This window comes from Bradyrhizobium sp. CCBAU 21365, from assembly GCF_015291305.1.
GTDB lineage: Bacteria > Pseudomonadota > Alphaproteobacteria > Rhizobiales > Xanthobacteraceae > Bradyrhizobium > Bradyrhizobium elkanii.
Genome location: NZ_CP030036.1, coordinates 4,143,044 through 4,164,571 on the forward strand (window position 1 = coordinate 4,143,044; position 21,528 = coordinate 4,164,571).

Consider the following 21,528-nt stretch of genomic DNA (forward strand, 5'->3'; position numbering starts at 1 on the left):
GCAGAATGCACTACCGATCGTCCTGGATGACCGAGGAGCTGGACACCTTCCGCGACCAGTTCCGCAAATTCCTCGCCAAGGATCTGGCGCCGCACGCCGAAAAATGGCGCGAGCAGAAGCTGGTCGACCGCTCGGCCTGGCGCGCGCTCGGCGAAATGGGCGCGTTGCTGCCGAGCGTGCCCGAGGCGTATGGCGGCTTAGGGGCCAGCTTCGCCTATGACGCCGCCGTGCTCGATGACCTCGAGAGCACGGTGCCGGAGCTGACCACCGGCGTCTCCGTGCACAGCGCGATCGTCGCGCATTACATCGTCAACTATGGCTCGGAGGAGCAGAAGAAGCGCTGGCTGCCGAAGATGGCGTCGGGCGAGATGGTCGGCGCCATCGCGATGACCGAGCCCGGCACCGGTTCCGACCTGCAGGCCGTCAAGACCACGGCGAAGAAGCAGGGCAATTCCTATGTCATCAACGGCCAGAAGACTTTCATCACCAACGGCCAGGCCGCCGATCTCGTCATCGTGGTGGCGCGGACCGGGGCGCCGGGCGCCAAGGGCATCTCGCTGATTGTCGTCGAAACCGCGGGCGCCGAGGGCTACCGCCGCGGGCGCAACCTCGACAAGATCGGGCTGCACGCATCAGACACGTCGGAGCTGTTCTTCGATAACGTCACGGTGCCGCCGGAAAACCTGCTCGGCGCTGAGGAGGGCAACGGCTTCGTGCAGTTGATGCAGCAATTGCCGCAGGAGCGGCTGTCACTCGCGGTCGGCGCGGTCGCCTCGATGGAGCGCGCGGTCAGGATCACCGCCGAATACACCAAGGAGCGCACTGCGTTCGGCAAGCCGCTGCTCGAATTCCAGAACACCGCCTTCAAGCTCGCCGAGCGCAAGACCGAGGCGATGATCGCCCGCGTGTTCGTCGACTGGTGCGTCGAGCGCCTGGTCGCCGGCGACCTCGATACCGTGACGGCGTCGATGGCGAAATGGTGGTGCTCGCAGAAGCAGGTCGAGACCGCCGACGAATGCCTGCAGCTGCATGGCGGCTACGGCTACATGCAGGAATATCCGATCTCGCGCATGTTCATCGATTCCCGCATCCAGAAGATCTATGGCGGCACCAACGAGATCATGAAGCTCCTGATCGCGCGCTCGCTGTAGGCAAACGCGCGATCCGGCGCCTACATCGCGCGCACGTTCTTGAGGAACTTGTCGACCTGGACTTCCAGCTCGGACGCGTTGCTGGCGAGCTCTCCGGAGGCCGCCAGCACGTTCTCGGCGGCCTTGCTGGCGTCGTCGATCGCCTTGGTCGTGCCGTTGATGTTGGCGGTGACCTCCTTGGTGGCCGCGGCCTGTTCCTCGACGGCGCTGGCGATCACGGTCGAGATCTCGCTGATCTGGACGATGACCTGCGAGATCGCCTTCAGCGCCGTGGCGGTGTTGCCGGTCGCGGCCTGCATCTCGTTGATCTGCGCCGAAATGTCTTCCGTGGCCTTGGCGGTCTGGTTGGCCAGCGCCTTCACCTCGGAGGCGACGACGGCGAAGCCGCGTCCGGCCTCGCCGGCCCGCGCGGACTCGATGGTTGCGTTGAGCGCAAGCAGGTTGGTCTGGCCGGCGATCTGGCTGATCAGCGCGACGACGTCGCCGATCTTCTGCGCCATGGTCACGAGACCCGCGACCAGCTTGTCGGACTTCTCGGCTTCTTCGACCGCCATGCGGGCGATGCGGCTCGCCTCGGTCACCTGGCGGCTGATCTCGTTGACCGAGGACGACAGCTCCTCGGACGCGGACGCCGCGCTCGCCGAGCGCTGATTGACGAATTCGGCGGTCGTCGTCAGCGATCGGGCCGTGCCCTGCATTTGCGTCGAGGCCGACGCCAGCATCCCTGCAAGCCCCTTCACATCCTTCTCGAAATCGTCGGCCAGCTTCACATTGCCTGTCACGACCGACCAGCTCAGCATCGCGCCGGTGTAGTTGCCACGCTTGTCGGTCAGCCCGGAGACCCGCAGGTCGAGCGTTTCCGGCCCGAGCTTGATCTTGGCCGCATGCGGCAGGTTCTTGGGATCGCCGACGATGCGGCGCTGGTGCGACGGGTTCTTGTGGAAGATGTCGAACGAGTTGCCGAGGATCTTGTCCGGCGCCACCGGAAGCAGGTGCTTCACGGTGTCGAGCGTCTTGAGGCTGGTCTGGTTGATGTAGGTGATGTTGAAATCGGTATCGCACATCATGATGTTGATCGGCATGCTGTCGAGCATCTGCAACAGCCGTTCGGTCTGGGTTTCAAGCCGCGCCTTCTCGGTCGCGAGCTCCCAGGTCAGCATCGGGCCGGTGTAGCGGCCGCGCGAATTGGTCATGGCCGTCACGGTGAGATCGAGCGTCTCGCCGCCGATGGTGATGCGCGCCCTGTGCGGCAGGTTCTTCGGGTCGGACAGCAGCCGGCGCTGATGCTGCGGGTTCTTGTGAAAGATATCGATCGATTGCCCGATCAGCGCGTCGACCTTCACCGGCAGCACGTGCTCGATCTTCTTCAAGTTCTCCCGCGTCGACTCGTTGATGTAGGTGATTTTGAAATTGTCCAGCTCGCAGAGCATGACACTGATCGGCATGTCGTCGAACAGCCGGTACGAACTGTCCGAGCCGATCACGCTTGCGACGCTCTTCATCCCCAACATGCATTGTCCTCCAGCCTTGATAATGATCTTGGTGAATTGAAACGGTGCACCTGATCGGCAGCGGAATGCCTTCCATCGCCGGCTCCACGCAGGTGCGCTACACAATTTACAATTTCTGACTGCGTGGAACGGTAGGCGATTCGAATTCCATCAAGAAGGGCGTGCAATGCGCCGCGTGCGATCGCGCAAGACGCGCAAGACGCGATGCAGCGATGAGTGCAGTCGAAATCGCTGCGCAACACCGCGATTTGCTGCGTAATCCGCGCGATCCTGCGCTGCAAGGTGCGAAGCGACCGATCGCTGCACCGTAGTCTTACGGAAGCAGACGCGTGCGCTCCTAATGATTGTTATCGTGCACATGACGCGTTGGCTTATGCAGATTGTGCCACGCCATCGCGCGCAGCGGAGCGCTCCTGACTGCAATCGTCTCGGCGGCCGCGCGCTGTCGGTCTTGGCGATGTGGCGTGCGAGCATTGTTCCGCCTGCGCTCTGTTGCGGCGATCGGCGACCTCGCGATGATCGCGAGGTCGCCGCATCGTCGATAGGAGTGCCAATGAAAGAAGCACGCTCAGGTAGAGACCGTCGCGCGAAGCCCGATCGAGGCCGCGGACCGGCGTCGTGACGTCGGTCCCGCGAGCGCGACGAGATCGCCCTGGAGCCGAACGACGGCGAGCTGCGCTGCTGGCCGGCCGGCGGCTTCAATCCTGCCGGCGATCCTCCGCTCTGCGGAAATCGATGATGAAACAGCGTTGCCCATTGCCTACCGCATGGCTTGGCGCCGCTGCGACCGCGAGACGTAGCTTCGGCCTTGCACCCCATTTCCGTCTATCATACCCCGTAGGTCCACGATCCGCGCGAAGCCCAAGCGCGCGCCAGTACTTGCAGGGAGCCCTCATGACCAAAAGCAATGCCCGCACCGGAGGCCAGATCCTGATCGACCAGCTGGTCGCGCAAGGGGTGGAACGCGTCACCTGTGTGCCGGGCGAGAGCTATCTGGCCGCGCTCGACGCCTTGCACGACAGCCCGATCGACGTCGTGATCTGCCGCGCCGAGGGCGGTGCCGCGATGATGGCGGAGGCCTACGGCAAGCTGACGGGACGTCCGGGCATCTGCTTCGTCACCCGCGGTCCGGGCTCGACTAATGCCGCCCATGGCGTCCACATCGCGATGCAGGACTCCACCCCGATGATCCTGTTCGTCGGCCAGGTCGACACCGGCATGCGCGAGCGCGAGGCGTTCCAGGAACTCGACTACAAGGCGGTGTTCGGCACGATGGCGAAATGGGCGGTCGAGATCGATCGTCCGGATCGCATTCCGGAACTGGTCGCGCGCGCCTTCCGCGTCGCGCTGCAGGGCCGGCCCGGTCCGGTGGTGATCTCGCTGCCGGAGAACATGCTGACTGAAACCGCCGCGGTCGCCGACGCGCCGAAGGTCGAGCCTGCGGCGACCTGGCCGGCGCCGGCCGATCTCGAGCGCCTCGGCAGCATGCTCGCCGGCGCCAAGGCGCCGATCGTGGTGCTCGGCGGCTCGGCCTGGACCGCGGAGGCCGCCAAGGGCATCGCGCGCTTCGCCGAGCGCTTCGACCTGCCGGTTACAACCTCGTTCCGCCGCGCCTCGCTGTTCGACGCCGACCACTCGCATTATGCCGGCGATCTCGGCATCGGCCCGAGTCCGAAGCTCAGGGATCGCATCACCGGCGCCGATGTCATTCTCCTGATCGGCGGCCGCATGTCGGAGATGCCGTCGTCGTCCTACACGCTGCTCGACATTCCGGTGCCGAGCCAGAAGCTGATCCATGTCCATCCCGGCGCCGAGGAGCTCGGCCGTGTCTACCAGCCGGCGCTGGCGATCCAGGCGACGCCTGCGGCCTTTGCCGCCGCGGTCGAGACCATGAAGCCCGCGGCTGCGCCCGCCTGGAAGGGCGAGGCGGCCAAGGCACACGCGGATTACCTCGCCTGGACCGACAAGCCGCGCGAGCTGCCGGGCAGCTTCCAGTATGGCGAGGTCGTGACCTGGCTGCGCGATCGGCTGCCGAAGGATGCCATCGTCTGCAACGGCGCCGGCAACTACGCCGGCTGGATTCACCGCCACCATCGCTTCCACGCGTTCGCCGCCCAGCTCGCGCCGACCTCGGGCTCGATGGGCTACGGCGTGCCGGCGGCCGTGATGGCCAAGCGGCATCATCCGGACCGCGTCGTCGTGGCGTTCGCCGGCGACGGCTGCTTCCTGATGAATGGGCAGGAGTTCGCCACCGCCGTGCAGTACGACGCGCCGCTGATCGTCGTCGTCATCGACAACGCGCAATACGGCACCATCCGCATGCATCAGGAGCGCGACTATCCCGGCCGCGTCGTTGGCACCCAGCTCAAGAACCCGGACTTCGCGCTTTATGCCAAGGCGTTCGGCGGCCATGGCGAGCGTGTCGAGCGCACCGAAGACTTCGCGCCGGCGTTCGAGCGCGCGCTGGCCTCCGGCAAGCCCGCGATCCTGCACTGCCTGGTCGATCAGCGCGCGCTGTCGGTCGGCAAGGACTTTGTGCCGCAGGCCGCGCGCTAGGGCATGATCCGGAAAAGTGCGGAGCGGTTTTCCGAGGAGATCATGCCCAAACAAGAGTCCCGTCATGTCGCGATCATCGGGGCCGGCGCGGTCGGCGTGATCAGCGCCATCGAGGCGCTGCGTGACGGCCACAGCGTCACCTTGATCGATCCGGGCGAGCCCGGCGGCACCCAGGCGGCGAGCTACGGCAATGCCGGTTGGCTGTCGTCGCATTCGGTGATCCCGCCGGCCGAGCCGGGCACCTGGAAGAAGGTGCCGGGCTATCTGATGGATCCGCTCGGTCCGCTGGCGATCCGCTGGTCGTATTTGCCGAAGGCCTTGCCCTGGCTCGTCAAGTATCTGCTGTCGAGCCGGACCGAGGCGCAGGTCGAGGCCACCGCGCGGGCGATGCGCGATCTGTTGAAGGATGCGCCGCTGCTGCACCGGCAGCTCGCCGAGGAAGCCGGCGTGGGCGAATTGATCGAGCGGCGCGGGGTGATGCATGTGTTTCCCTCGCGCGTGCCGTTCGACCGCGATCTCGGCTGGCGCATCCGCAAGCGTGTCGGCATCGAATGGCTGGAGCTCGATGAAGATGAGATGCGCCAGCGCGAGCCCGATCTGCATCCGCGCTACAAATTCGGCGTCGTGGTGGAGGAGGCGGGACGCTGCCGCGATCCCGGCGCCTATGTCGCGGCGCTCGCCGCCCACGCCATCGCAAACGGCGCCGAGCGCGTCGCCGCCAAGGCCACGGGCCTCAGGCTTGCCGGCAACAGGCTGGTCGCCGTGGTCACCGAGAGCGGCGAGATCGCCTGCGACGCGGCTGTCGTCGCCGCGGGCGCGCGCTCCAGGCAACTGACCGCCTCGATCGGCGATCCGCTGCCGCTGGAGACCGAGCGCGGCTATCACGTCATGATCGAGAATCCGGAATCCGGCCCGCGCAATTCGATGATGGCCTCCGATGCCAAGATGGTCGTCAACTGGACCGACAAGGGCCTGCGCGCCGCCGGTACGGTGGAGATCGCGGGGCTTGACGCCGCGCCGAACTGGAAGCGCGCCGAGATCCTGCGCGAGCATCTCTTCAGCATGTTCCCGAAGCTGCCGAGGGATATTCCGCCATCGCGGATCAACACCTGGTTCGGCCATCGGCCGAGCATGCCCGACGGGCGCCCTTGCATCGGTTATGCCCGTGCGACGCGCGATGTGGTTTACGCCTTCGGCCACGGCCATGTCGGCCTGGTCGGATCGGCCCGCACCGGCCGGCTGGTCGCGCAACTCCTGAGCGGCAAGGCGCCGGAGATTCCGCTCGCCCCGTTTGCCCCCTCGCGCTTCCTGTAGGAGGCAACGGCGGCGAAGCCTCAGCTGTCGCCGGCCCAGGCCGTGATCGCGGCCGGCGCGATCACGCGTCTCGGTATGTGCGGATTGATCGTTCCGGCGCTGATGTCCTGCGTCTGAACGAGCAGCGTGCGCGCAAACGCCTTGGCATCCTGCTCGGTCGTGAAGGTACGGGTCTGGCGCGCGAAACGGTGATGTCCGGCGTCAGGATTTCGCATGGCGAACGAGACGTACCAGATGGCCTTGTCGGTCTTCATCGCGCCTCTTTGGTGGTAATCCGCCCGCGCGATCGCGACGTCCTGCTCGATGCTCGATGTGCAAAAAGTGCCAAGACAAAGAATCCTGAAATACAACACATTGCGGCGAATAGACTCCTCGGCGAACCAGCGATGCTAAAGGATCGGCACGTCTACCGATACTGGCGGCATACTACTTGTCAACCGATGGGTGAAATGACAATGCGCCGTTGCGACGTTGGTTCCATCCGGCAATTTGCCATGTCGGACAAGGCGCTGGTCGCGGCCCGCGAGGGCGAAGCGGCGGCCCTGAAGCCCGTGAACTGGTGGCGAGCCGTCACGACAAGTGTCGATACTTTCGAACGCACGACGTAGGCCTCGCTAGATGACTTGGTCCCCCTTGCGTGCTGCGTTGATGGTTTCCTCCACCTCGGCGGCGAGGGCCGTGAGATGTTCGGCGAGCTTGCTGAACAACTCGCGCTTGCGCATGTCAGTCGCCAGGTCGCGGATCAACGCACACTCCGCCGCGTCGCGGCGAAGCTTTTCGAGATGCGTCAGCATGTCCTGCATTTTTCGTCCCCGAATGCCGTACGCCGCAACGCTAAGGCGGCACAGAACCGCGCAACAATAACCTGTGATAGTTTTCGCGGACCTTGGCGACGGTCGCGTATCTCTCCGACCTCTAGGCAGGCTTGGCTTGCGACATTCAGTGTCGTCCCTGCGAAAGCAGGGACCCATAGCCACAAGTGCTGATTGGTGTGCTTCGCTGGAATGACTAGCTCTGTTCACAACATCCGCCGCGGCGTATGGGTTCCTGCTTTCGCAGGGACGACAGCGAGGATGAGGCGATAGTGCTGCCTCTCTCACGACCCGATCCGCACCACCATCTTGCCGAGCGCCGCGCGGGTCTGCATCGTGGTGAAGGCCGCGCGAAAATCGTCGAATGCGAACACCTTGCCGACAACAGGCGTCAGTCGACCATCGTTCAGCCATACCGATAATTGCGTCATCACGCGCGCCTGCGCCTCGGGCTCGCGCCGCGCGATCTGGGCGGCATCGACGCCGATCAGGAGGCCGCCTTTCAGGAGCGGCAGATTGAACGGCAATGCGGGAATGCTGCCGGCCGCGAAGCCGACCACGACATGGCGGCCGTTCCAGGCGATCGAGCGGAACGCCTGCAGCGAGACCTCGCCGCCGACCGGATCGAAGATGACGTCAGGGCCATGGCCGCCGGTCGCGTCCTTCAGCGCCTCGCGCCAATCGGGCTTCGTGTAGTCGACGACCGCGTCGGCACCGAAGCTTGCGGCGAAGCTACGCTTCTCCTCCGTCGAGGCCGCGGCGACGACGCGCGCGCCGAGCAGCTTGCCGACTTGAATGGCGGCGATGCCGGTGCCGCCGGCGGCGCCGAGCACCAGCAACTGCTCGCCGGCCTTGAGCGAGCCGCGCTCGCCGAGCGCATAGAGCGCGGTGAGGTAATTGGTGCGAAAGGCCGCGGCGGCCTCCATCGAGAGTCCGTCGGGCATGATCTCGACGGCATCGGGCGGCACCACGATGTGCTCGGCCAGCGCGCCCGAGCGCGTCGCGCCCATCACCCGCATGCCCGGCGCGATGCCGGCGACGTCGCCTGCGACCGCATCGACCACGCCGGCGAATTCCGCGCCCGGCGTGAAGGGCAGGGCATCCTTGGTCTGATAGCGGCCCTCGACCTTCAGGCCATCGACGAAGCCGATGCTCGCGGCGTGGACCTGGACGCGGATCTGTCCGGGGCCGGGTTCGGGGGTGGCGATCTCCCTCAGCCCGATCTGATCGATGGGTGCGTATTGCTCGACGACAACCGCCTTCATCCTGTCCTGCTCATTGGTTGGTTTCCTCAAGGGGCTTTTCCGTTCCGATTGAATCGGAACGGGGCCCCGGATTCTTGTGTTGACGCGTTTTCTTCACGCGGGCCGGTAGCCAGCTTGTGCGAAAACGCTTCCGGCAAACCTATCCCATGTCCGTTGTTCTACGGGGAGGGGTTTTGCGCATGCAACGGCAGGCTCGCTTGCGGAAAGCCAGCATCTTCAACGACATCGCGAAAAGAACGTCGTTTACCCGTTGTTATCCCTACCAAATTCGGTAACGCGTCCTTAATGGCGTTAACGTTAGGGTTTTCCACGCGGCCCGCCTTGGGCTGCGCGCCGTCCAGGACGGGCAGGTTGCGTACGCGTTGGAGTCTCCTATGGATATCATGACTGGCGCCGGGTTGTTGGCTGGCATCATTGTCATCGCGGTGATGATGTTCATGGGCGGCGACCTGCACATGTTCATCTCCGAACATGCCATGATCATCATCTTCGGCGGTTCGATTTCGGCGACGATGATCCGCTTTCCGCTCGGCGTGATGCTGCATGGCCTGCCGCTCGGCGCCAAATATGCCTTCACGATGAGCCGGCTGTCGGCGCGCGACCTCGTCGACGAACTTGCCCGCATCGCCGAGATCGCCCGCAAGCAGGGGCCGGTCGGCCTGGAAAAAGTCGAGACCGACGAGCCGTTCCTCGCCAAGGGCATCCGTTACGTCGCCGACGGTTACGACCTCGAATTCATCCGCGACAACATGGAACGCGACCGCGACAACTTCCTGATGCACCTCGACGAGGGCAGCAAGATCTATCGCGCGATCGGCGACTGCGCGCCGGCATTCGGCATGATCGGCACGCTGATCGGCATGGTGCAGATGTTCGCCAACATGACCGACCCCTCCAAGCTCGGCCCGTTCATGGCGACCGCCCTGCTTGCGACGCTGTACGGCGCGCTGGTCGCCAATTTGTTCTGCCTGCCGATCGCCGACAAGCTGCATGGCAAGCTGCTCGACGAGGAGACCAACCGCACGCTGATCATCGACGGCATCCTGATGATCCGCGACTCCAAGAGCCCCGCGCTGGTGCGCGAGATGTTGCTGGCCTATCTGCCGGAGAAGCATCGCCAGGAGGAAGGCGAGCCGGTTCCGGCCTGACCGGACCGCGCTTTCGGGAAACGCAGCGATGGCCAAGAAAAAGCGCGGCGACGCCCATACCGGAGGTCACGGCTGGTTCGTGACCTTCGCCGACCTGATGGGCCTGATGATGAGCTTCTTCGTGATGCTCGTCGCGTTCTCCACCATGGACAACAACAAGCTGAAGATCGTCGCCGGCTCGATGCGCGATGCTTTCGGCGTGCAGACCAATGTGCGCTATTCCGGCATCGTCGAATCCGACGGCCTGCCGACCCGGCCGAAGCTGAAGAACGTCGAACACATCTCGCCGGAGGACTCTTCGGCCAATCCGACGCCGGACGAGAAGGAGCGCAGCCAGATCAACGGCGCGCGGCTGAAGATCGACCGCGAATTCGCGCTCGCCTCGGCCTCGCTCCGCCAGGCGCTGCAGGACATGCCGGAGCTGACCGAGATCTCCAAGAACATCATGTTCGAGGAGACCAAGGAGGGGCTCAACCTCGAGATCGTCGACCAAGACGGCCGCTCGATGTTCGCCGACGGTTCCAGGGAGCCGTATGACCGCACCCGCCGGCTGATCCAGAAGCTGGCCGCGCCGTTGAAGGCGACGCCGCTGCGGGTCGCGATCGTGGGGCATACGGCCGCAGGCTTCGTGCCGGCGCGCAGCGATTATGACGGCTTCGACCTGTCCGCGGACCGCGCCAACGCGGTGCGGCAGATCCTGGAGCGGGAAGGGCTGCCGCCGTCGCATATTTTCGCGGTTTCCGGCAAGGCCGACGGCCAGCCGCTGTTTCCCGACGATTCGACGCTGCCGGCCAACCGTCGCGTGACCATCACGTTGATGCGGGAAAATCCGCCACTGCCGCCGGATCTGAAGCCGTAGCTCCGGGTTACCATGCTACCGTCAACTACCACCTGTTGCGCGGTTGACACGCGAAGCGGAAGCGTCGATAGCCGCGCGGATCAAATCAACCGATCGGGCGTTCCAACCTCGCCATGGCTGTCAGCGTCTCATCTACCGAAGCTCAGGAAGGGCAACCCACCTCCAGCTTCTGGGCCCTGACACTCGGCAGCATCGGGGTGGTGTTCGGCGACATCGGAACTTCGCCGCTCTATGCATTCCGCGAAGCGGTCGGCGGCGCCGCGCACGGCCAGCCGGTCACCCGCATCATGGTGCTGGGCGTGCTCAGCCTGATCCTGTGGGCGCTGTTCACCGTCGTCACCGCGAAATACGTGCTGCTGCTGCTGCGCGCCGACAACAATGGCGAGGGCGGCACGCTCTCGCTGATGGCGCTCGGCCAGCGCGCGATCGGACGACGCAGCTGGCCGCTGCTCGCGCTCGGCGTGGTCGGCGCCTCGATGTTCATCGGCGATTCCATGATCACGCCGGCGATCTCGGTGCTGTCGGCGGTCGAAGGCCTCAAGCTCGCCACCCCGCATCTCGAGCACTATGTGGTGCCGCTGACGATCCTGATCCTGGTCGTGCTGTTCTCGGTGCAGAGCTCCGGCACCGCGCGCGTCGCTTCCGCCTTCGGTCCGGTGATGGTGGTGTGGTTCGCCTCGCTGGCGGTGATGGGGCTCGTCCACATCATGGACGACCCGTCGGTGCTGGCGGCGATCAATCCTTATTACGCGCTCCAGTTCATGCTGACCCACGGCACCATCGGCCTGGTGACGCTGGGCGCGGTGTTCCTCGCGGTGACCGGCGGCGAGGCGCTGTATGCCGATCTCGGGCATTTCGGCCGCAAGCCGATCCAGTCCGGCTGGCTGTTCTTCGTGCTGCCCTCGCTGCTGCTGAACTATTTCGGGCAGGGCGCGCTGGTGCTGTCCGATCCCAGCGCGATCGAGAACTCGTTCTACCGCATGGTGCCCGACGTGCTGCTGCTGCCGCTGGTCGGGCTCGCCACCGCCGCGACGGTGATCGCGAGCCAGGCGGTCATCACCGGCGCCTATTCGCTGATCAGCCAGGCGGTGCAGCTCGGGCTCTTGCCGCGCTTCGAGGTCCGCTACACCTCGGAGACCCATGCCGGCCAGATCTACTTGCCGCGCGTCAACCGGCTGCTGCTGATCGGCGTGCTGCTGCTGGTGCTGCTGTTCCGCACCTCGAGCGGGCTGGCGTCGGCCTACGGCATCGCCGTCTCCACCACCATGGTCGCCGACGGCATCATGGGCTTCATCGTGATCTGGAAGCTGTGGAACTGGCGCGTGGCATCGGCCGCCGCGTTGATCCTGCCGTTCGTGATCGTCGACATGACCTTCTTCAGCGCCAATCTGTTGAAGCTGTTCGAGGGCGCCTGGGTGCCGCTGCTGTTCGGCGTCGTGATGGCGACGATGATCTGGACCTGGCGCCGCGGCGCCGCGATCCTGGTCGCCAAGACCCGACGCATCGAGGTGCCGCTGCGCGACCTGATCCACAGTCTGGAGAAGCGGCCGCCGCATATCGTCAAGGGCACCGCGGTGTTCCTGACCAGCGATCCGAGCTTCGTGCCGACCGCGCTGCTGCACAATCTCAAGCACAACAAGGTGCTGCACGAGCACAATGTGATCCTGACCATCGAGACCGCCCCGACGCCGCGCGTCGATCTGTCCGAGCGCGTCAACATGGAGAAGGTGAGCGACAAGTTCACCGCGGTGCGGCTGCGCTTCGGCTACATGGAATCGCCGAACGTGCCGAAGGCACTGGCGGTCGCGCGCAAACTCGGCTGGCAGTTCGACATCATGTCGACCTCGTTCTTCGTGTCGCGGCGGTCGCTGAAGCCCTCGGTCCAGTCCGGCATGCCGCAATGGCAGGACCACCTGTTCATCGCGATGAGCCGGTCGGCTAACGACGCCACCGACTATTTCCAGATCCCGACCGGGCGGGTGGTTGAAGTGGGTACTCAGGTAACTATTTGAGCTGGCAGCGAATTCCGGCGTTGAAAAGCCGCGATCTATGCGTGATGCGCATAGTGGAGGCCTGAATCCGTGCTAACCTATGCATTCCTGCCGGGAGTATAGGCCTGCAACCCGGCATTGTGCAGTGCGGCAGAAGACAGAGGCGCAGCTTCCCATGTCATCCGAGAATGCGATCACCGCGGCGGAAACGCCCGCGGCAAACGGCCATGGCGAGGCGCATTCAACCGCCACCTTCAAGGCATTGATGCTCGGTAGCATCGGTGTCGTCTATGGCGATATCGGCACCAGCCCGCTCTACGCGCTGCGCGAGGCCGTCGTCGCTGCTGCCGGCGGCGAGGGCGCCGTGACGGCGCATGCGGTGCTCGGCGTGCTCTCGCTGATCCTCTGGGCGCTGATCGTCGTCGTCACGCTGAAATACGTCGTGATCCTGCTGCGCGCCGACAACAATGGCGAGGGCGGCACGCTGGCGCTGATGGCGCTGGCGCAGCGCGCGGCGACCAAGGGCGGCGCCGCGATCGTGCTGCTCGGCATCATCAGCGGCGCGCTGTTCTATGGCGACGCCGTCATCACGCCGGCGCTCTCGGTGCTGTCGGCAATCGAAGGCATCAAGCTCGTCACCTCGACATTCGATCCCTATGTCGTGCCGCTCACGGTGGTGATCCTTGTCATGCTGTTCGCGGTGCAGTCGCGCGGCACCGCGCGCGTCGCGGCCTTTTTCGGCCCGGTGATGTGCGTGTGGTTCGCCCTGATCGCGGTCGCGGCGCTGCCGCAGATCGTGCGGCATCCCGAAGTGCTGTACGCGTTCAATCCGATCCTCGCGGTGTCGTTCATGCTGCATCACGGCGTGATCGGCTTCATCACGCTCGGTGCGGTCTTCCTCGCGGTGACCGGCGCCGAGGCGCTCTATGCCGACCTCGGCCATTTCGGCAAACGCCCGATCCAGACCGCGTGGCTGTTCATAGTGCTGCCGTCGCTGGCGCTGAACTATCTGGGGCAGGGCGCGCTCTTGATCGGCAATCCCAAGGGCATCGAGAACCCGTTCTTCCTGATGTTCCCGGACTGGGCCCTCATCCCGATGGTCGCGCTGGCGACCATGGCGACCGTGATCGCGAGCCAGGCCGTCATTACCGGCGCGTATTCGCTGACGCGGCAGGCGATCCAGCTCGGCCTGTTGCCGCGGTTCGAGATCCGTCACACCTCGGAAGCGCATTCCGGGCAGATCTACATGCCGCGCATCAACCGCTTCCTGTTCATCGCGGTCATCGTGCTGGTGCTGATGTTCCGCTCGTCGAGCGCGCTGGCCTCGGCCTACGGCATCTCGGTGACCGGCACCATGGTGGTGACGGCGATGATGGGTTTTGTCGTGATCTGGAAAGTGTGGCGCTGGTCGCCGATCGCGGCCGCCGCGCTGGTCGCGCCGTTCCTGTTCCTGGACATCACCTTCCTGGCCGCCAACCTGCTCAAGGTGTTCGAGGGCGGCTGGGTGCCGCTCGCACTTGGCGGCGCCATGATCGTGGTGATGTACACCTGGCGGCGCGGCAGCCGGCTGTTGTTCGAGAAGTCGCGCAAGCTGGAATTCCCGCTCGCCGATCTCGTCGCGATGCTGGAGAAGCGGCCGCCGCAGCGGGTCTCCGGCACCGCGGTGTTCCTGACCAGCGACCCCGTCAGCGCGCCGACCGCGCTGATGCACAGCCTCAAGCACTACAAGGTGCTGCACGAGAAGAACGTCATCCTGACCATCGAGACCGCGCCAACGCCGCGCATCGATCCGTCCGAGCGGGTGCGGATGGAGCAGCTGAGCGAGACCTTCTCCAAGGTGACGCTGAAGTTCGGCTTCATGGAACAGCCGAACGTACCGAAGACGCTGGCGATCGCCCGCAAGCTCGGCTGGCAGTTCGACATCATGTCGACCTCGTTCTTCCTGTCCCGCCGTGCGCTGAAGCCGGCGGCGCATTCGGGCATGCCGAGTTGGCAGGACCATCTGTTCATCGCGCTGAGCCGCTCCTCGAACGACGCCACCGACTATTTCCAGATCCCGACCGGGCGGGTGGTCGAAGTCGGCACGCAGGTCACGATCTAGGGGCCACGATCCAGCTTTTCCGCGTGGCATCTAACCCGTTTCGGACGCTTGATTTTCTCTGCGCAAGAGGCGACTTTGCGGCCCGGAACGGCGAGCCGCGCGACGCTCGCCAAAGATGATGTCGGGAGGATATTTCCGTGGCGGACCACAAGGTGGAAGATTTGTTTCCGGACGAGGTGTCGAAGGGCATAGCGGAAGGCCGCTATCTGCTGGTCGACGTCCGTGAGCCCAATGAGGTCGCCGTCGAGGCCTATCCCGACGGCGTCGTGGTGCCGCTGTCGACGTTCGATCCGGCGGCGATTCCCGATCCGCAGGGCAAGCAGGTGGTGTTCGCCTGCCGCTCCGGCAAGCGCTCGGTGACGGCCTCGCTGGCCGCCCAGGCCGCGGGCCTGCCCTATGACAAGCATCTGGCGGGCGGCATCATCGGCTGGAAGGCGGCGGGACTGCCGACCAAGACCGGCGGCTGATCCCTGACATGACCTCCATGAACAAGGTCTTCGCGGACCTTCCTGTCACCATCTTCGAGGCGATGTCGCAGGCCGCGCGCGACAACAACGCCATCAATCTCGGCCAGGGCTTTCCCGACGATCCCGGTCCGGAGGACATCCGCCGCGCCGCCGCCGACGCCTCGATCAACGGCTATAATCAATATCCGTCGATGATGGGCATCCCGGAGCTCCGCCAGGCGATCGCATCGCATTACGGCCACTGGCACGGGCTCGAGCTCGATCCGATGACCGAGGTGATGGTCACCTCCGGCGGCACCGAGGCGCTGACCTCCTCGATCCTCTCCGTGGTCGAGCCCGGTGACGAGGTGGTGTGCTTCCAGCCGGTCTATGATTCCTATCTGCCGATCATCCGCCAGGCCGGCGGCATTCCGCGGCTGCTGCGGCTCGAACCGCCGGAATGGCGGCTGAGCGAGGAGATGCTGCGCAGCGTCTTCAATCACAAGACCAAGGCGGTGCTCTTCAACAATCCGCTCAATCCGGCGGCGGTGGTCTATCCGCGCGAGGACCTCGAACTGCTGGCGCGGTTCTGCCAGGAATTCGACGTGGTCGCGATCTGCGACGAGGTCTGGGAACACGTGGTGTTCGACGGCCGCGAGCACATCCCGCTGATCACGATCCCGGGCATGCGCGACCGCACCATCAAGGTCGGCAGCGCCGGCAAGATCTTCTCGCTGACCGGATGGAAGATCGGCTTCGTCTGCGCCGCGCCGCCGCTGCTGCGCGTCGCTGCGAAGGTGCACCAGTTCCTCACCTTCACGACGGCGCCCAATTTGCAAGCGGCGGTGGCATATGGTCTCGGCAAGCCCGACGGCTATTTCCTCGACATGCGCAAGGACATGGCGCGGAGCCGCGACCGCCTGACCAGGGGGTTGGAGAGCATCGGCTTTCCGGTGCTGAAGTCGCAGGGAACCTACTTCCTCACCGTAGACCTGTCGCCGCTCGGGCTCAACGAGACTGATGCCGAGTTCTGCTGGCGGATCGTGCAGGACTACAAGGTTGCGGCGATCCCGGTGTCGGCGTTCTACGAGCAGGATGCGGTGACGTCGGTCGTGCGATTTTGTTTCGCCAAGAAAGACTCGACGCTCGATGCGGCGCTGGAGCGGTTGTCCGACGCCGTCCACCGCCGCAAGAGGTAGGCCAGAATGCGAGAGCAGAACCGTCGTCTCGTCAGCTTCGTCGGCGCGGTCGCGACGGTCCTGCTGCTCTCGGCCTCCGCTGACGCCGAGGAGCGCACGGTCAACTTCTACAACTGGTCGAACTACATGGCGCCGGAAGTCCTGGAGGACTTCACCAAGGAAACCGGCATCAAGGTCGTCTACGATACGTTCGACGCCAACGAGACGCTGGAGACGCGGTTGCTCGCTGGCAAGTCGGGCTACGATGTCGTGGTGCCGACGGGCTACTTCCTGCAGCGCCAGATCACCGCGAAGGTGTTCCTCAAGCTCGACAAGTCGAAGCTGCCGAACCTCGCCAATGCATGGCCCGTGGTAACGAGCCAACTTGCCACCTACGATCCCGGCAACAATTACGGCGCCAACTACATGTGGGGCACCACCGGCATCGGCTACAATGTCAAGATCGCGGAGAAGATTCTCGGTCCCGACGCGAAGATCGACAGTTGGGACATGGTGTTCAAGCCGGAGAACCTCGCCAAGTTCAAGGATTGCGGCATCCACATGCTGGATTCCGCCGACGACATCCTGCCGGCGGCGCTGAGCTATCTCGGCCTCGATCCGAACTCGACCAAGCAGGCCGACCTCGAGAAGGCCGCCGATCTCGTCATCAGGATCCGGCCCTATGTGCGCAAATTCCACTCGTCCGAATATCTCAGCGCGCTGGCCTCGGGCGAAATCTGCTTCGTGGTCGGATGGTCGGGCGACATCATGCAGGCGCGCAGCCGGGCGGCGGAAGCCAACTCCGGCGTCGAGATCGGTTACACGATCCCGAAGGAGGGCGCGCAGATGTTCTTCGACAATCTGGCGATTCCGTCGGATGCGAAGAACGTTGCAGAGGCCTATGAGCTGATCAACTACCTCTACCGTCCCGAGGTCGCGGCGAAGAACTCGAACTTCCTGTCCTACGCCAACGGCAATCTGGCGAGTCAGAAGCTGATCGATCCGAAGATCTTCACCGACAAGAACATCTATCCCGACGAGGCGATGCAGAAGAAGCTGTTCGTGATCACCGCGCGCGATCCCGCGACGCAGCGGATCATCAATCGCTTGTGGACGAGGGTGAAAACCGGGAAGTGACGCGACGCGTCATTCCGGGATGGTGCGTCAGCACCAGACCTGAGATGCGCAATTGCGCATCGGGGAATCTCGAGATTCTCGGTGCGCAATTGCGCACCTGAGGGTTCGATGCTTCGCATCGCCCCGGAATGACAAGTCGGATGAGCCTATCGCCAGCGCCGGTGCAGCCAGAGCCATTGATCGGGATACTCACGGATCCAGCCCTCGACGACGTCGGTGACCGCCTGCATGGTGCCCTGGATATCGATCTGGCCGGATGCGTCGAACACCGGCTTGACTTCCTCGGTGACCTCGCCGCGGAAGCGACCGTCGGGCAGGCGGATGATCCGCGTGCCGTGGATGGGGCAATCGATCTGCCGGCGCAGGCGCGCCAGCAGCGGATTGGCCGTAGTCTTGCGGCCGAAGAAGGTGACGGGAACGCCGTTGGTCAAATACTGATCGACCAGCATCGCGACGTGCTGGCCGTTCTTCAGCGCCTGCGCCAGCTTGAGCGGCGCGTCGCGGCCGGCCGGCACCAGTGTGCCCAGATTGACCGCGCGGATGCGCTCGATGGCGCGGTCGGCGGCTTCGATGTTCGGCCGCCGAAACAGGATGGTGGCGTCGAGCCCATGCGCTGCTGCGGCAATTGGAGAGAGCTCCCAGTTGCCGAGATGTGCGGCGAAGAACAGTGCCGGCTTGCCGTCGTCACGCAACTGGTCGAACAGCTGCTTGCTGCGCGCCGAGAATTCGACGCGACCCGGCTTGTCGGGATTCTGGGGATCGTGATCCCAGATGCGGTCGATGTGCGCGAATTCAGCGCCGATGCGTCCGAGGTTGTGCCAGACGCCCGTCAGGATCTCCTCGATCTCCTCCGGTGACTTTTCTGGAAATGCGGCCGTGAGATTCTCGCGACCGATGCGATCCTCACGCAGCCGGCGGCCGATGAAATGGGCGGCACGGCCGAAGAACCTTGCGGTCTTCTCGGGATCGAAATAGCGCGTTGTACGCAGCAGGCCGATCGTCAGCCCGCCGATCGCCGCGTCGGTCACGGGCTTCGCGGCGTCACGCAGGTGCGCCCTGGCGCGAAGGAGCAGACGTTTCATCTGATGAGGCGAGGGCGCTAAGCCGGCTCGCGCGTCAAGATCAGTGAGGCGTTCTGCCCGCCGAACCCGAACGAGTTCGACATCACGGCGGTCACCTTGGCATCGCGCGCCTTGTTGCCGACCACGTCGAACGGGATCGCGGGATCAGGCACCTCGTAGTTGATCGTCGGCGGAATCCGCTGATGCTCGAGCGTGAGCAGCGAGAAGATCGCCTCGACTGCACCGGCGGCCGAGATGGTGTGGCCGACCATCGACTTGTTCGACGACACCGGAATGTTTTTGGTGTGTTCGCCAAACACGGCCGAGGTCGCAAGATACTCCATCTTGTCGTTTTCCGGCGTCGAGGTCCCGTGCGCGTTGATGTGATCGATTTGCTCGGGCTCCATTCCAGCATCGGCGAGCGTCTTGCGCACGCAGCCGATCGCCGGCTTGCCGTCCGGGCTCGAGCGGGTGCGGTGGAAGGAATCGGTGAGCTCGCCGCAGCCGGCAACGACGCCGAGGATGCGCGCGCCGCGCGCCATCGCGGCGTCGTAGCTCTCGAGCACCAGCGCACCGGCGCCCTCGGCCATCACGAAGCCGTCGCGGTTCTTCGAGAACGGTTTTGAGGCGGCCTGCGGCGGGTCGTTTTGGGTGGAGAGAGCCGACAGCAGCGAGAAGCGCACCATGGCTTCGGGATTGACCGAGCCGTCGGTCGCGATGCACAGCGTTGCATCGGTTTCACCGCGGCGGATCGCCTCGACGCCGAGCTGGATCGCGGTCGCGCCGGACGCGCAAGCCGTCGACAGCGAAATCGGCGACCCTTTGGTGCCGAAGGTCTCGGCGAGGTGGAGCGCGACGGAGCCGAAGGTGAAGCGCCGGTGAAAGTGCGCGAACTTCCCGCCGCTGCAGGTCGCCAGGTATTCGATGATTCCAAAGTCCTTGGTCGGAACCTCGCGCGCGACTTCGAGCCGCTGCGGCCACTCGGTCTCGATCGGTGCGACTGCCAGGAACAGCGGGCCGGGAAAGTCGCCCTTGCTGCCGATGCCGGCTTGCTCGAGCGCTTCTTCGGTCGCGATCTCCGCCAGACGCTGCGACAGGCTGGTCGAGGAGAACGGGTCGACGGTGACGAAATCGACGGCGCCGGCCATCGTCGTCTTCATACTGTCGAGTGGGAAGCGTGTCACGGTCTTGATGCCGGACTCACCCGCGGTGAGGCGCTTCCAATTGTCGGTCTTGCCGCCGCCGAGCGACGTCACGATTCCCATGCCGGTCACGACGACGATCGGTCGGCCGAATTTATCGCGTGGTGCTGTCATGGTGTCCCCGTCGGTGCTTGCGCCGAATTACTTGACGGCCTCGACCAGTGCCATGCCTTCGCCCTGCCAGTGGCCGACCCCCACGACAACAATCTGGGTTGGCGCTTCGGTTTTTTCAACCTCCAGCCCGGTCGGGTCGTTGGCCGGATAGAGCGCGCCGCGCGAGATCGACAGCGCGGCCAGCGCGAGCCCGAGCGGGAACTGCGCCTCCATGGTGTGGCCAAAGGTCGTTCCGGTGGCGCGGACGGCAAAGCCGGCATGCTGGCTGAGGAATGCGCGCTCTTCGGCGGTCGCAGGCTCGGCGCCGGTCGCGCCCGTGATCAGGATACCGTTGTCGCCGCTGACGCCGAGCTGCGGCCACAACGCCTGCAGCGATTTCGTCACGGCGCCCGGCTCCTTGCGTCGGGCAAGGTCGGCGACCACCTTGGTCAGCTTGGCGTACGGCTTGGCGCCGCGGGCCTCGGCATGTTCGCGCGATTCCATCACCAGGAAGGCGCCGGCGGAGCCGATGGCAAAGCCCGGGTTGTTCCTGCGGGCCCAGACCGAGCTATGCTGGTCCTTGAGGGCGAGATCGCCGAATGCATAAAGCATCAAGAGGTCGCCGCGATCGCCGTTATGAGCGGCGCCGACCAAGGCGATGTCACTTTGGCCGGCCCCGATGCGCGCGACCGCGATCCGTGCCGCGTCGATGCTTGAGGCTTCCTCGCCCATGAAGGTGCGCGAGGTCCCGCACACGCCGTGAACGATCGCGATGTTGCCGGCGAGCAGGTTGGAGAGCTGCGCCAGGAACAGCGTCGGGCGCAGCTCGTTCATCAGCTTCTCGTTGAGCAGGGCGGGCGGCAGCTTGCCCTGCGCGTCGGCGTTCATGATCGCCAGGTCGACATTGAGGTCACGCTCGCCGCCACCGGCTGCGATGATCATGTCCATCCGCGACAGGATTTCCTGATTGCCTTTGACGCCGGCGGAATCGAGCGCCAGCCCGGCGGCATAGGTACCGATCCGCTGCCACGTTTCCATCTGACGCTGATCGCCTTTCTTCGGGATCTGGGCGTCGAAGCTGACGGGGGCGATCGGATGGATCACGTATGGCGCGAGACGCTTCTCGTCGGCATTGACGCGCCGGGCGCCGAGCGCCTCCCAATGCGCATCCAGCCCTTCGCCAAGCGAGGAGAGCAGGCCTACGCCGGTGATCCAGACTTCCTTCTCAGCCATGACTCATTGCCTGCTGCGGAAACCCGATCTTGGTGGCCATCGCATCCATGTGCACGCGCAAGTCCGGGCTGGGAAAGGGGATATGACGGAAGGTCAGCTCGGCATTGCACTTGAGCTCCTTGCCGACGCGAACCTTCGCCGAGGTCACGGCGAAGCCTGAACCTTCGTGCTCGATCTTGGCCTCGATGGTCAGGAGCGAACCGGGGCTGACGAAGCCGCGCATCTTGGCTTCCTTGACCATGGCGAGGAAGGGCATGCGCTCGAACTTGGTCAGACCGAGGATCAGCCAGCCCGAGCTCTGGGCCATTGCTTCGGTCAGCAGCACGCCGGGCATGATCGGATAGCCCGGGAAGTGCCCTGCGAACACCGAATGGCTGTCGGGCGGGACATCCGCCTCGACGACAATGGTCCTTGCGTCGAGGTTGAGGTCGACGATCCGATCAATCAGCTGAAAGATTTCGAGCTGCATG

18 protein-coding genes are annotated in these 21,528 nt (G+C 64.8%); 10 read left to right on the forward strand and 8 right to left on the reverse strand.

Annotation, left to right across the window (positions count from 1 at the left end):
* The first annotated feature begins 5 nt into the window (after positions 1-5).
* Positions 6-1,151 (forward strand): acyl-CoA dehydrogenase family protein, encoded by a 1,146-nt coding sequence (locus tag XI02_RS18815; RefSeq protein WP_026192633.1) that lies wholly within the window; start codon positions 6-8, stop codon positions 1,149-1,151.
* 20 nt (positions 1,152-1,171) lie between these two features.
* Here XI02_RS18815 and XI02_RS18820 read toward each other — a convergent pair whose 3' ends face one another.
* Entirely contained in the window at positions 1,172-2,662 is a 1,491-nt protein-coding gene (locus tag XI02_RS18820; RefSeq protein WP_038379838.1) for a methyl-accepting chemotaxis protein, read from the reverse strand.
* A gap of 894 nt (positions 2,663-3,556) precedes the next feature.
* Here XI02_RS18820 and XI02_RS18825 point away from each other — a divergent pair.
* Positions 3,557-5,218, forward strand: coding sequence for a thiamine pyrophosphate-binding protein (locus XI02_RS18825; RefSeq protein WP_016848410.1), 1,662 nt, complete (start codon positions 3,557-3,559; stop codon positions 5,216-5,218).
* A gap of 42 nt (positions 5,219-5,260) precedes the next feature.
* Entirely contained in the window at positions 5,261-6,532 is a 1,272-nt protein-coding gene (locus XI02_RS18830; RefSeq protein ID WP_026192634.1) for an FAD-binding oxidoreductase, read from the forward strand.
* Between the two features lie 20 nt (positions 6,533-6,552).
* On the opposite strand, the gene XI02_RS18835 is transcribed toward XI02_RS18830, so the two are convergent.
* The 3 genes from XI02_RS18835 to XI02_RS18845 form a co-directional block, all read right to left on the reverse strand.
* The gene (locus XI02_RS18835; protein ID WP_016848412.1) at positions 6,553-6,786 is read right to left on the reverse strand and encodes a hypothetical protein; all 234 of its coding nucleotides are present in this window, start codon (positions 6,784-6,786) and stop codon (positions 6,553-6,555) included.
* Between the two features lie 360 nt (positions 6,787-7,146).
* Positions 7,147-7,335, reverse strand: coding sequence for a hypothetical protein (locus XI02_RS18840; RefSeq protein ID WP_018271094.1), 189 nt, complete (start codon positions 7,333-7,335; stop codon positions 7,147-7,149).
* A gap of 293 nt (positions 7,336-7,628) precedes the next feature.
* Positions 7,629-8,609, reverse strand: a complete 981-nt coding sequence (locus XI02_RS18845; RefSeq protein ID WP_018271095.1) for an NADPH:quinone oxidoreductase family protein — start codon at positions 8,607-8,609, stop codon at positions 7,629-7,631.
* Positions 8,610-8,983: 374 nt separating this feature from the next.
* Between XI02_RS18845 and XI02_RS18850 the strand changes: the two genes are divergently transcribed.
* The 7 genes from XI02_RS18850 (at position 8,984) to XI02_RS18880 (ending at position 17,469) form a co-directional block, all read left to right on the forward strand.
* The gene (locus XI02_RS18850) at positions 8,984-9,757 is read left to right on the forward strand and encodes a motility protein A (protein WP_018271096.1); all 774 of its coding nucleotides are present in this window, start codon (positions 8,984-8,986) and stop codon (positions 9,755-9,757) included.
* Between the two features lie 28 nt (positions 9,758-9,785).
* Positions 9,786-10,616: a flagellar motor protein MotB gene (locus tag XI02_RS18855; protein ID WP_018271097.1), complete on the forward strand. Its 831-nt coding sequence runs from the start codon at positions 9,786-9,788 to the stop codon at positions 10,614-10,616.
* Between the two features lie 113 nt (positions 10,617-10,729).
* Positions 10,730-12,628 (forward strand): potassium transporter Kup, encoded by a 1,899-nt coding sequence (locus XI02_RS18860; protein WP_026192635.1) that lies wholly within the window; start codon positions 10,730-10,732, stop codon positions 12,626-12,628.
* A 154-nt stretch (positions 12,629-12,782) separates the two neighbouring features.
* The gene (locus XI02_RS18865) at positions 12,783-14,708 is read left to right on the forward strand and encodes a potassium transporter Kup (protein WP_018271099.1); all 1,926 of its coding nucleotides are present in this window, start codon (positions 12,783-12,785) and stop codon (positions 14,706-14,708) included.
* A gap of 137 nt (positions 14,709-14,845) precedes the next feature.
* Positions 14,846-15,175 (forward strand): rhodanese-like domain-containing protein, encoded by a 330-nt coding sequence (locus XI02_RS18870; protein WP_016848419.1) that lies wholly within the window; start codon positions 14,846-14,848, stop codon positions 15,173-15,175.
* 8 nt (positions 15,176-15,183) lie between these two features.
* On the forward strand, positions 15,184-16,353 hold the full coding sequence (locus XI02_RS18875) for an aminotransferase (RefSeq protein WP_018271100.1): 1,170 nt from the start codon (positions 15,184-15,186) through the stop codon (positions 16,351-16,353).
* Between the two features lie 6 nt (positions 16,354-16,359).
* Positions 16,360-17,469: a polyamine ABC transporter substrate-binding protein gene (locus XI02_RS18880; protein WP_016848421.1), complete on the forward strand. Its 1,110-nt coding sequence runs from the start codon at positions 16,360-16,362 to the stop codon at positions 17,467-17,469.
* A 146-nt stretch (positions 17,470-17,615) separates the two neighbouring features.
* Here the strand turns inward: XI02_RS18880 and XI02_RS18885 are convergent, their stop codons facing one another.
* The 4 genes from XI02_RS18885 to XI02_RS18900 are packed head-to-tail and all read right to left on the reverse strand — an operon-like array spanning position 17,616 to position 21,527.
* The gene (locus XI02_RS18885) at positions 17,616-18,551 is read right to left on the reverse strand and encodes a lipid A biosynthesis lauroyl acyltransferase (RefSeq protein ID WP_018271101.1); all 936 of its coding nucleotides are present in this window, start codon (positions 18,549-18,551) and stop codon (positions 17,616-17,618) included.
* Positions 18,552-18,568: 17 nt separating this feature from the next.
* Positions 18,569-19,846, reverse strand: a complete 1,278-nt coding sequence (locus XI02_RS18890; RefSeq protein WP_016848423.1) for a beta-ketoacyl-ACP synthase — start codon at positions 19,844-19,846, stop codon at positions 18,569-18,571.
* A gap of 27 nt (positions 19,847-19,873) precedes the next feature.
* Positions 19,874-21,058, reverse strand: coding sequence for a beta-ketoacyl-ACP synthase (locus XI02_RS18895; protein ID WP_016848424.1), 1,185 nt, complete (start codon positions 21,056-21,058; stop codon positions 19,874-19,876).
* Positions 21,051-21,527 (reverse strand): 3-hydroxyacyl-ACP dehydratase FabZ family protein, encoded by a 477-nt coding sequence (locus XI02_RS18900; protein ID WP_016848425.1) that lies wholly within the window; start codon positions 21,525-21,527, stop codon positions 21,051-21,053. The genes XI02_RS18895 and XI02_RS18900 overlap by 8 nt, the downstream gene beginning before the upstream one ends.
* Position 21,528: the final 1 nt, after the last annotated feature.

What these genes read in the sequence shown, in the direction of transcription:
- XI02_RS18895 (WP_016848424.1), bottom strand. Translation starts at nt 21,058, where the DNA reads ATGGCTGAGAAGGAAGTCTGGATCACCGGCGTAGGCCTGCTCTCCTCG.
- XI02_RS18860 (WP_026192635.1), top strand. Translation starts at nt 10,730, where the DNA reads ATGGCTGTCAGCGTCTCATCTACCGAAGCTCAGGAAGGGCAACCCACC.
- XI02_RS18815 (WP_026192633.1), top strand. Translation starts at nt 6, where the DNA reads ATGCACTACCGATCGTCCTGGATGACCGAGGAGCTGGACACCTTCCGC.
- XI02_RS18825 (WP_016848410.1), top strand. Translation starts at nt 3,557, where the DNA reads ATGACCAAAAGCAATGCCCGCACCGGAGGCCAGATCCTGATCGACCAG.
- XI02_RS18850 (WP_018271096.1), top strand. Translation starts at nt 8,984, where the DNA reads ATGGATATCATGACTGGCGCCGGGTTGTTGGCTGGCATCATTGTCATC.
- XI02_RS18830 (WP_026192634.1), top strand. Translation starts at nt 5,261, where the DNA reads ATGCCCAAACAAGAGTCCCGTCATGTCGCGATCATCGGGGCCGGCGCG.
- XI02_RS18880 (WP_016848421.1), top strand. Translation starts at nt 16,360, where the DNA reads ATGCGAGAGCAGAACCGTCGTCTCGTCAGCTTCGTCGGCGCGGTCGCG.
- XI02_RS18840 (WP_018271094.1), bottom strand. Translation starts at nt 7,335, where the DNA reads ATGCAGGACATGCTGACGCATCTCGAAAAGCTTCGCCGCGACGCGGCG.
- XI02_RS18865 (WP_018271099.1), top strand. Translation starts at nt 12,783, where the DNA reads ATGTCATCCGAGAATGCGATCACCGCGGCGGAAACGCCCGCGGCAAAC.
- XI02_RS18820 (WP_038379838.1), bottom strand. Translation starts at nt 2,662, where the DNA reads ATGTTGGGGATGAAGAGCGTCGCAAGCGTGATCGGCTCGGACAGTTCG.
- XI02_RS18855 (WP_018271097.1), top strand. Translation starts at nt 9,786, where the DNA reads ATGGCCAAGAAAAAGCGCGGCGACGCCCATACCGGAGGTCACGGCTGG.
- XI02_RS18890 (WP_016848423.1), bottom strand. Translation starts at nt 19,846, where the DNA reads ATGACAGCACCACGCGATAAATTCGGCCGACCGATCGTCGTCGTGACC.
- XI02_RS18875 (WP_018271100.1), top strand. Translation starts at nt 15,184, where the DNA reads ATGACCTCCATGAACAAGGTCTTCGCGGACCTTCCTGTCACCATCTTC.
- XI02_RS18885 (WP_018271101.1), bottom strand. Translation starts at nt 18,551, where the DNA reads ATGAAACGTCTGCTCCTTCGCGCCAGGGCGCACCTGCGTGACGCCGCG.
- XI02_RS18845 (WP_018271095.1), bottom strand. Translation starts at nt 8,609, where the DNA reads ATGAAGGCGGTTGTCGTCGAGCAATACGCACCCATCGATCAGATCGGG.
- XI02_RS18835 (WP_016848412.1), bottom strand. Translation starts at nt 6,786, where the DNA reads ATGAAGACCGACAAGGCCATCTGGTACGTCTCGTTCGCCATGCGAAAT.
- XI02_RS18900 (WP_016848425.1), bottom strand. Translation starts at nt 21,527, where the DNA reads ATGCAGCTCGAAATCTTTCAGCTGATTGATCGGATCGTCGACCTCAAC.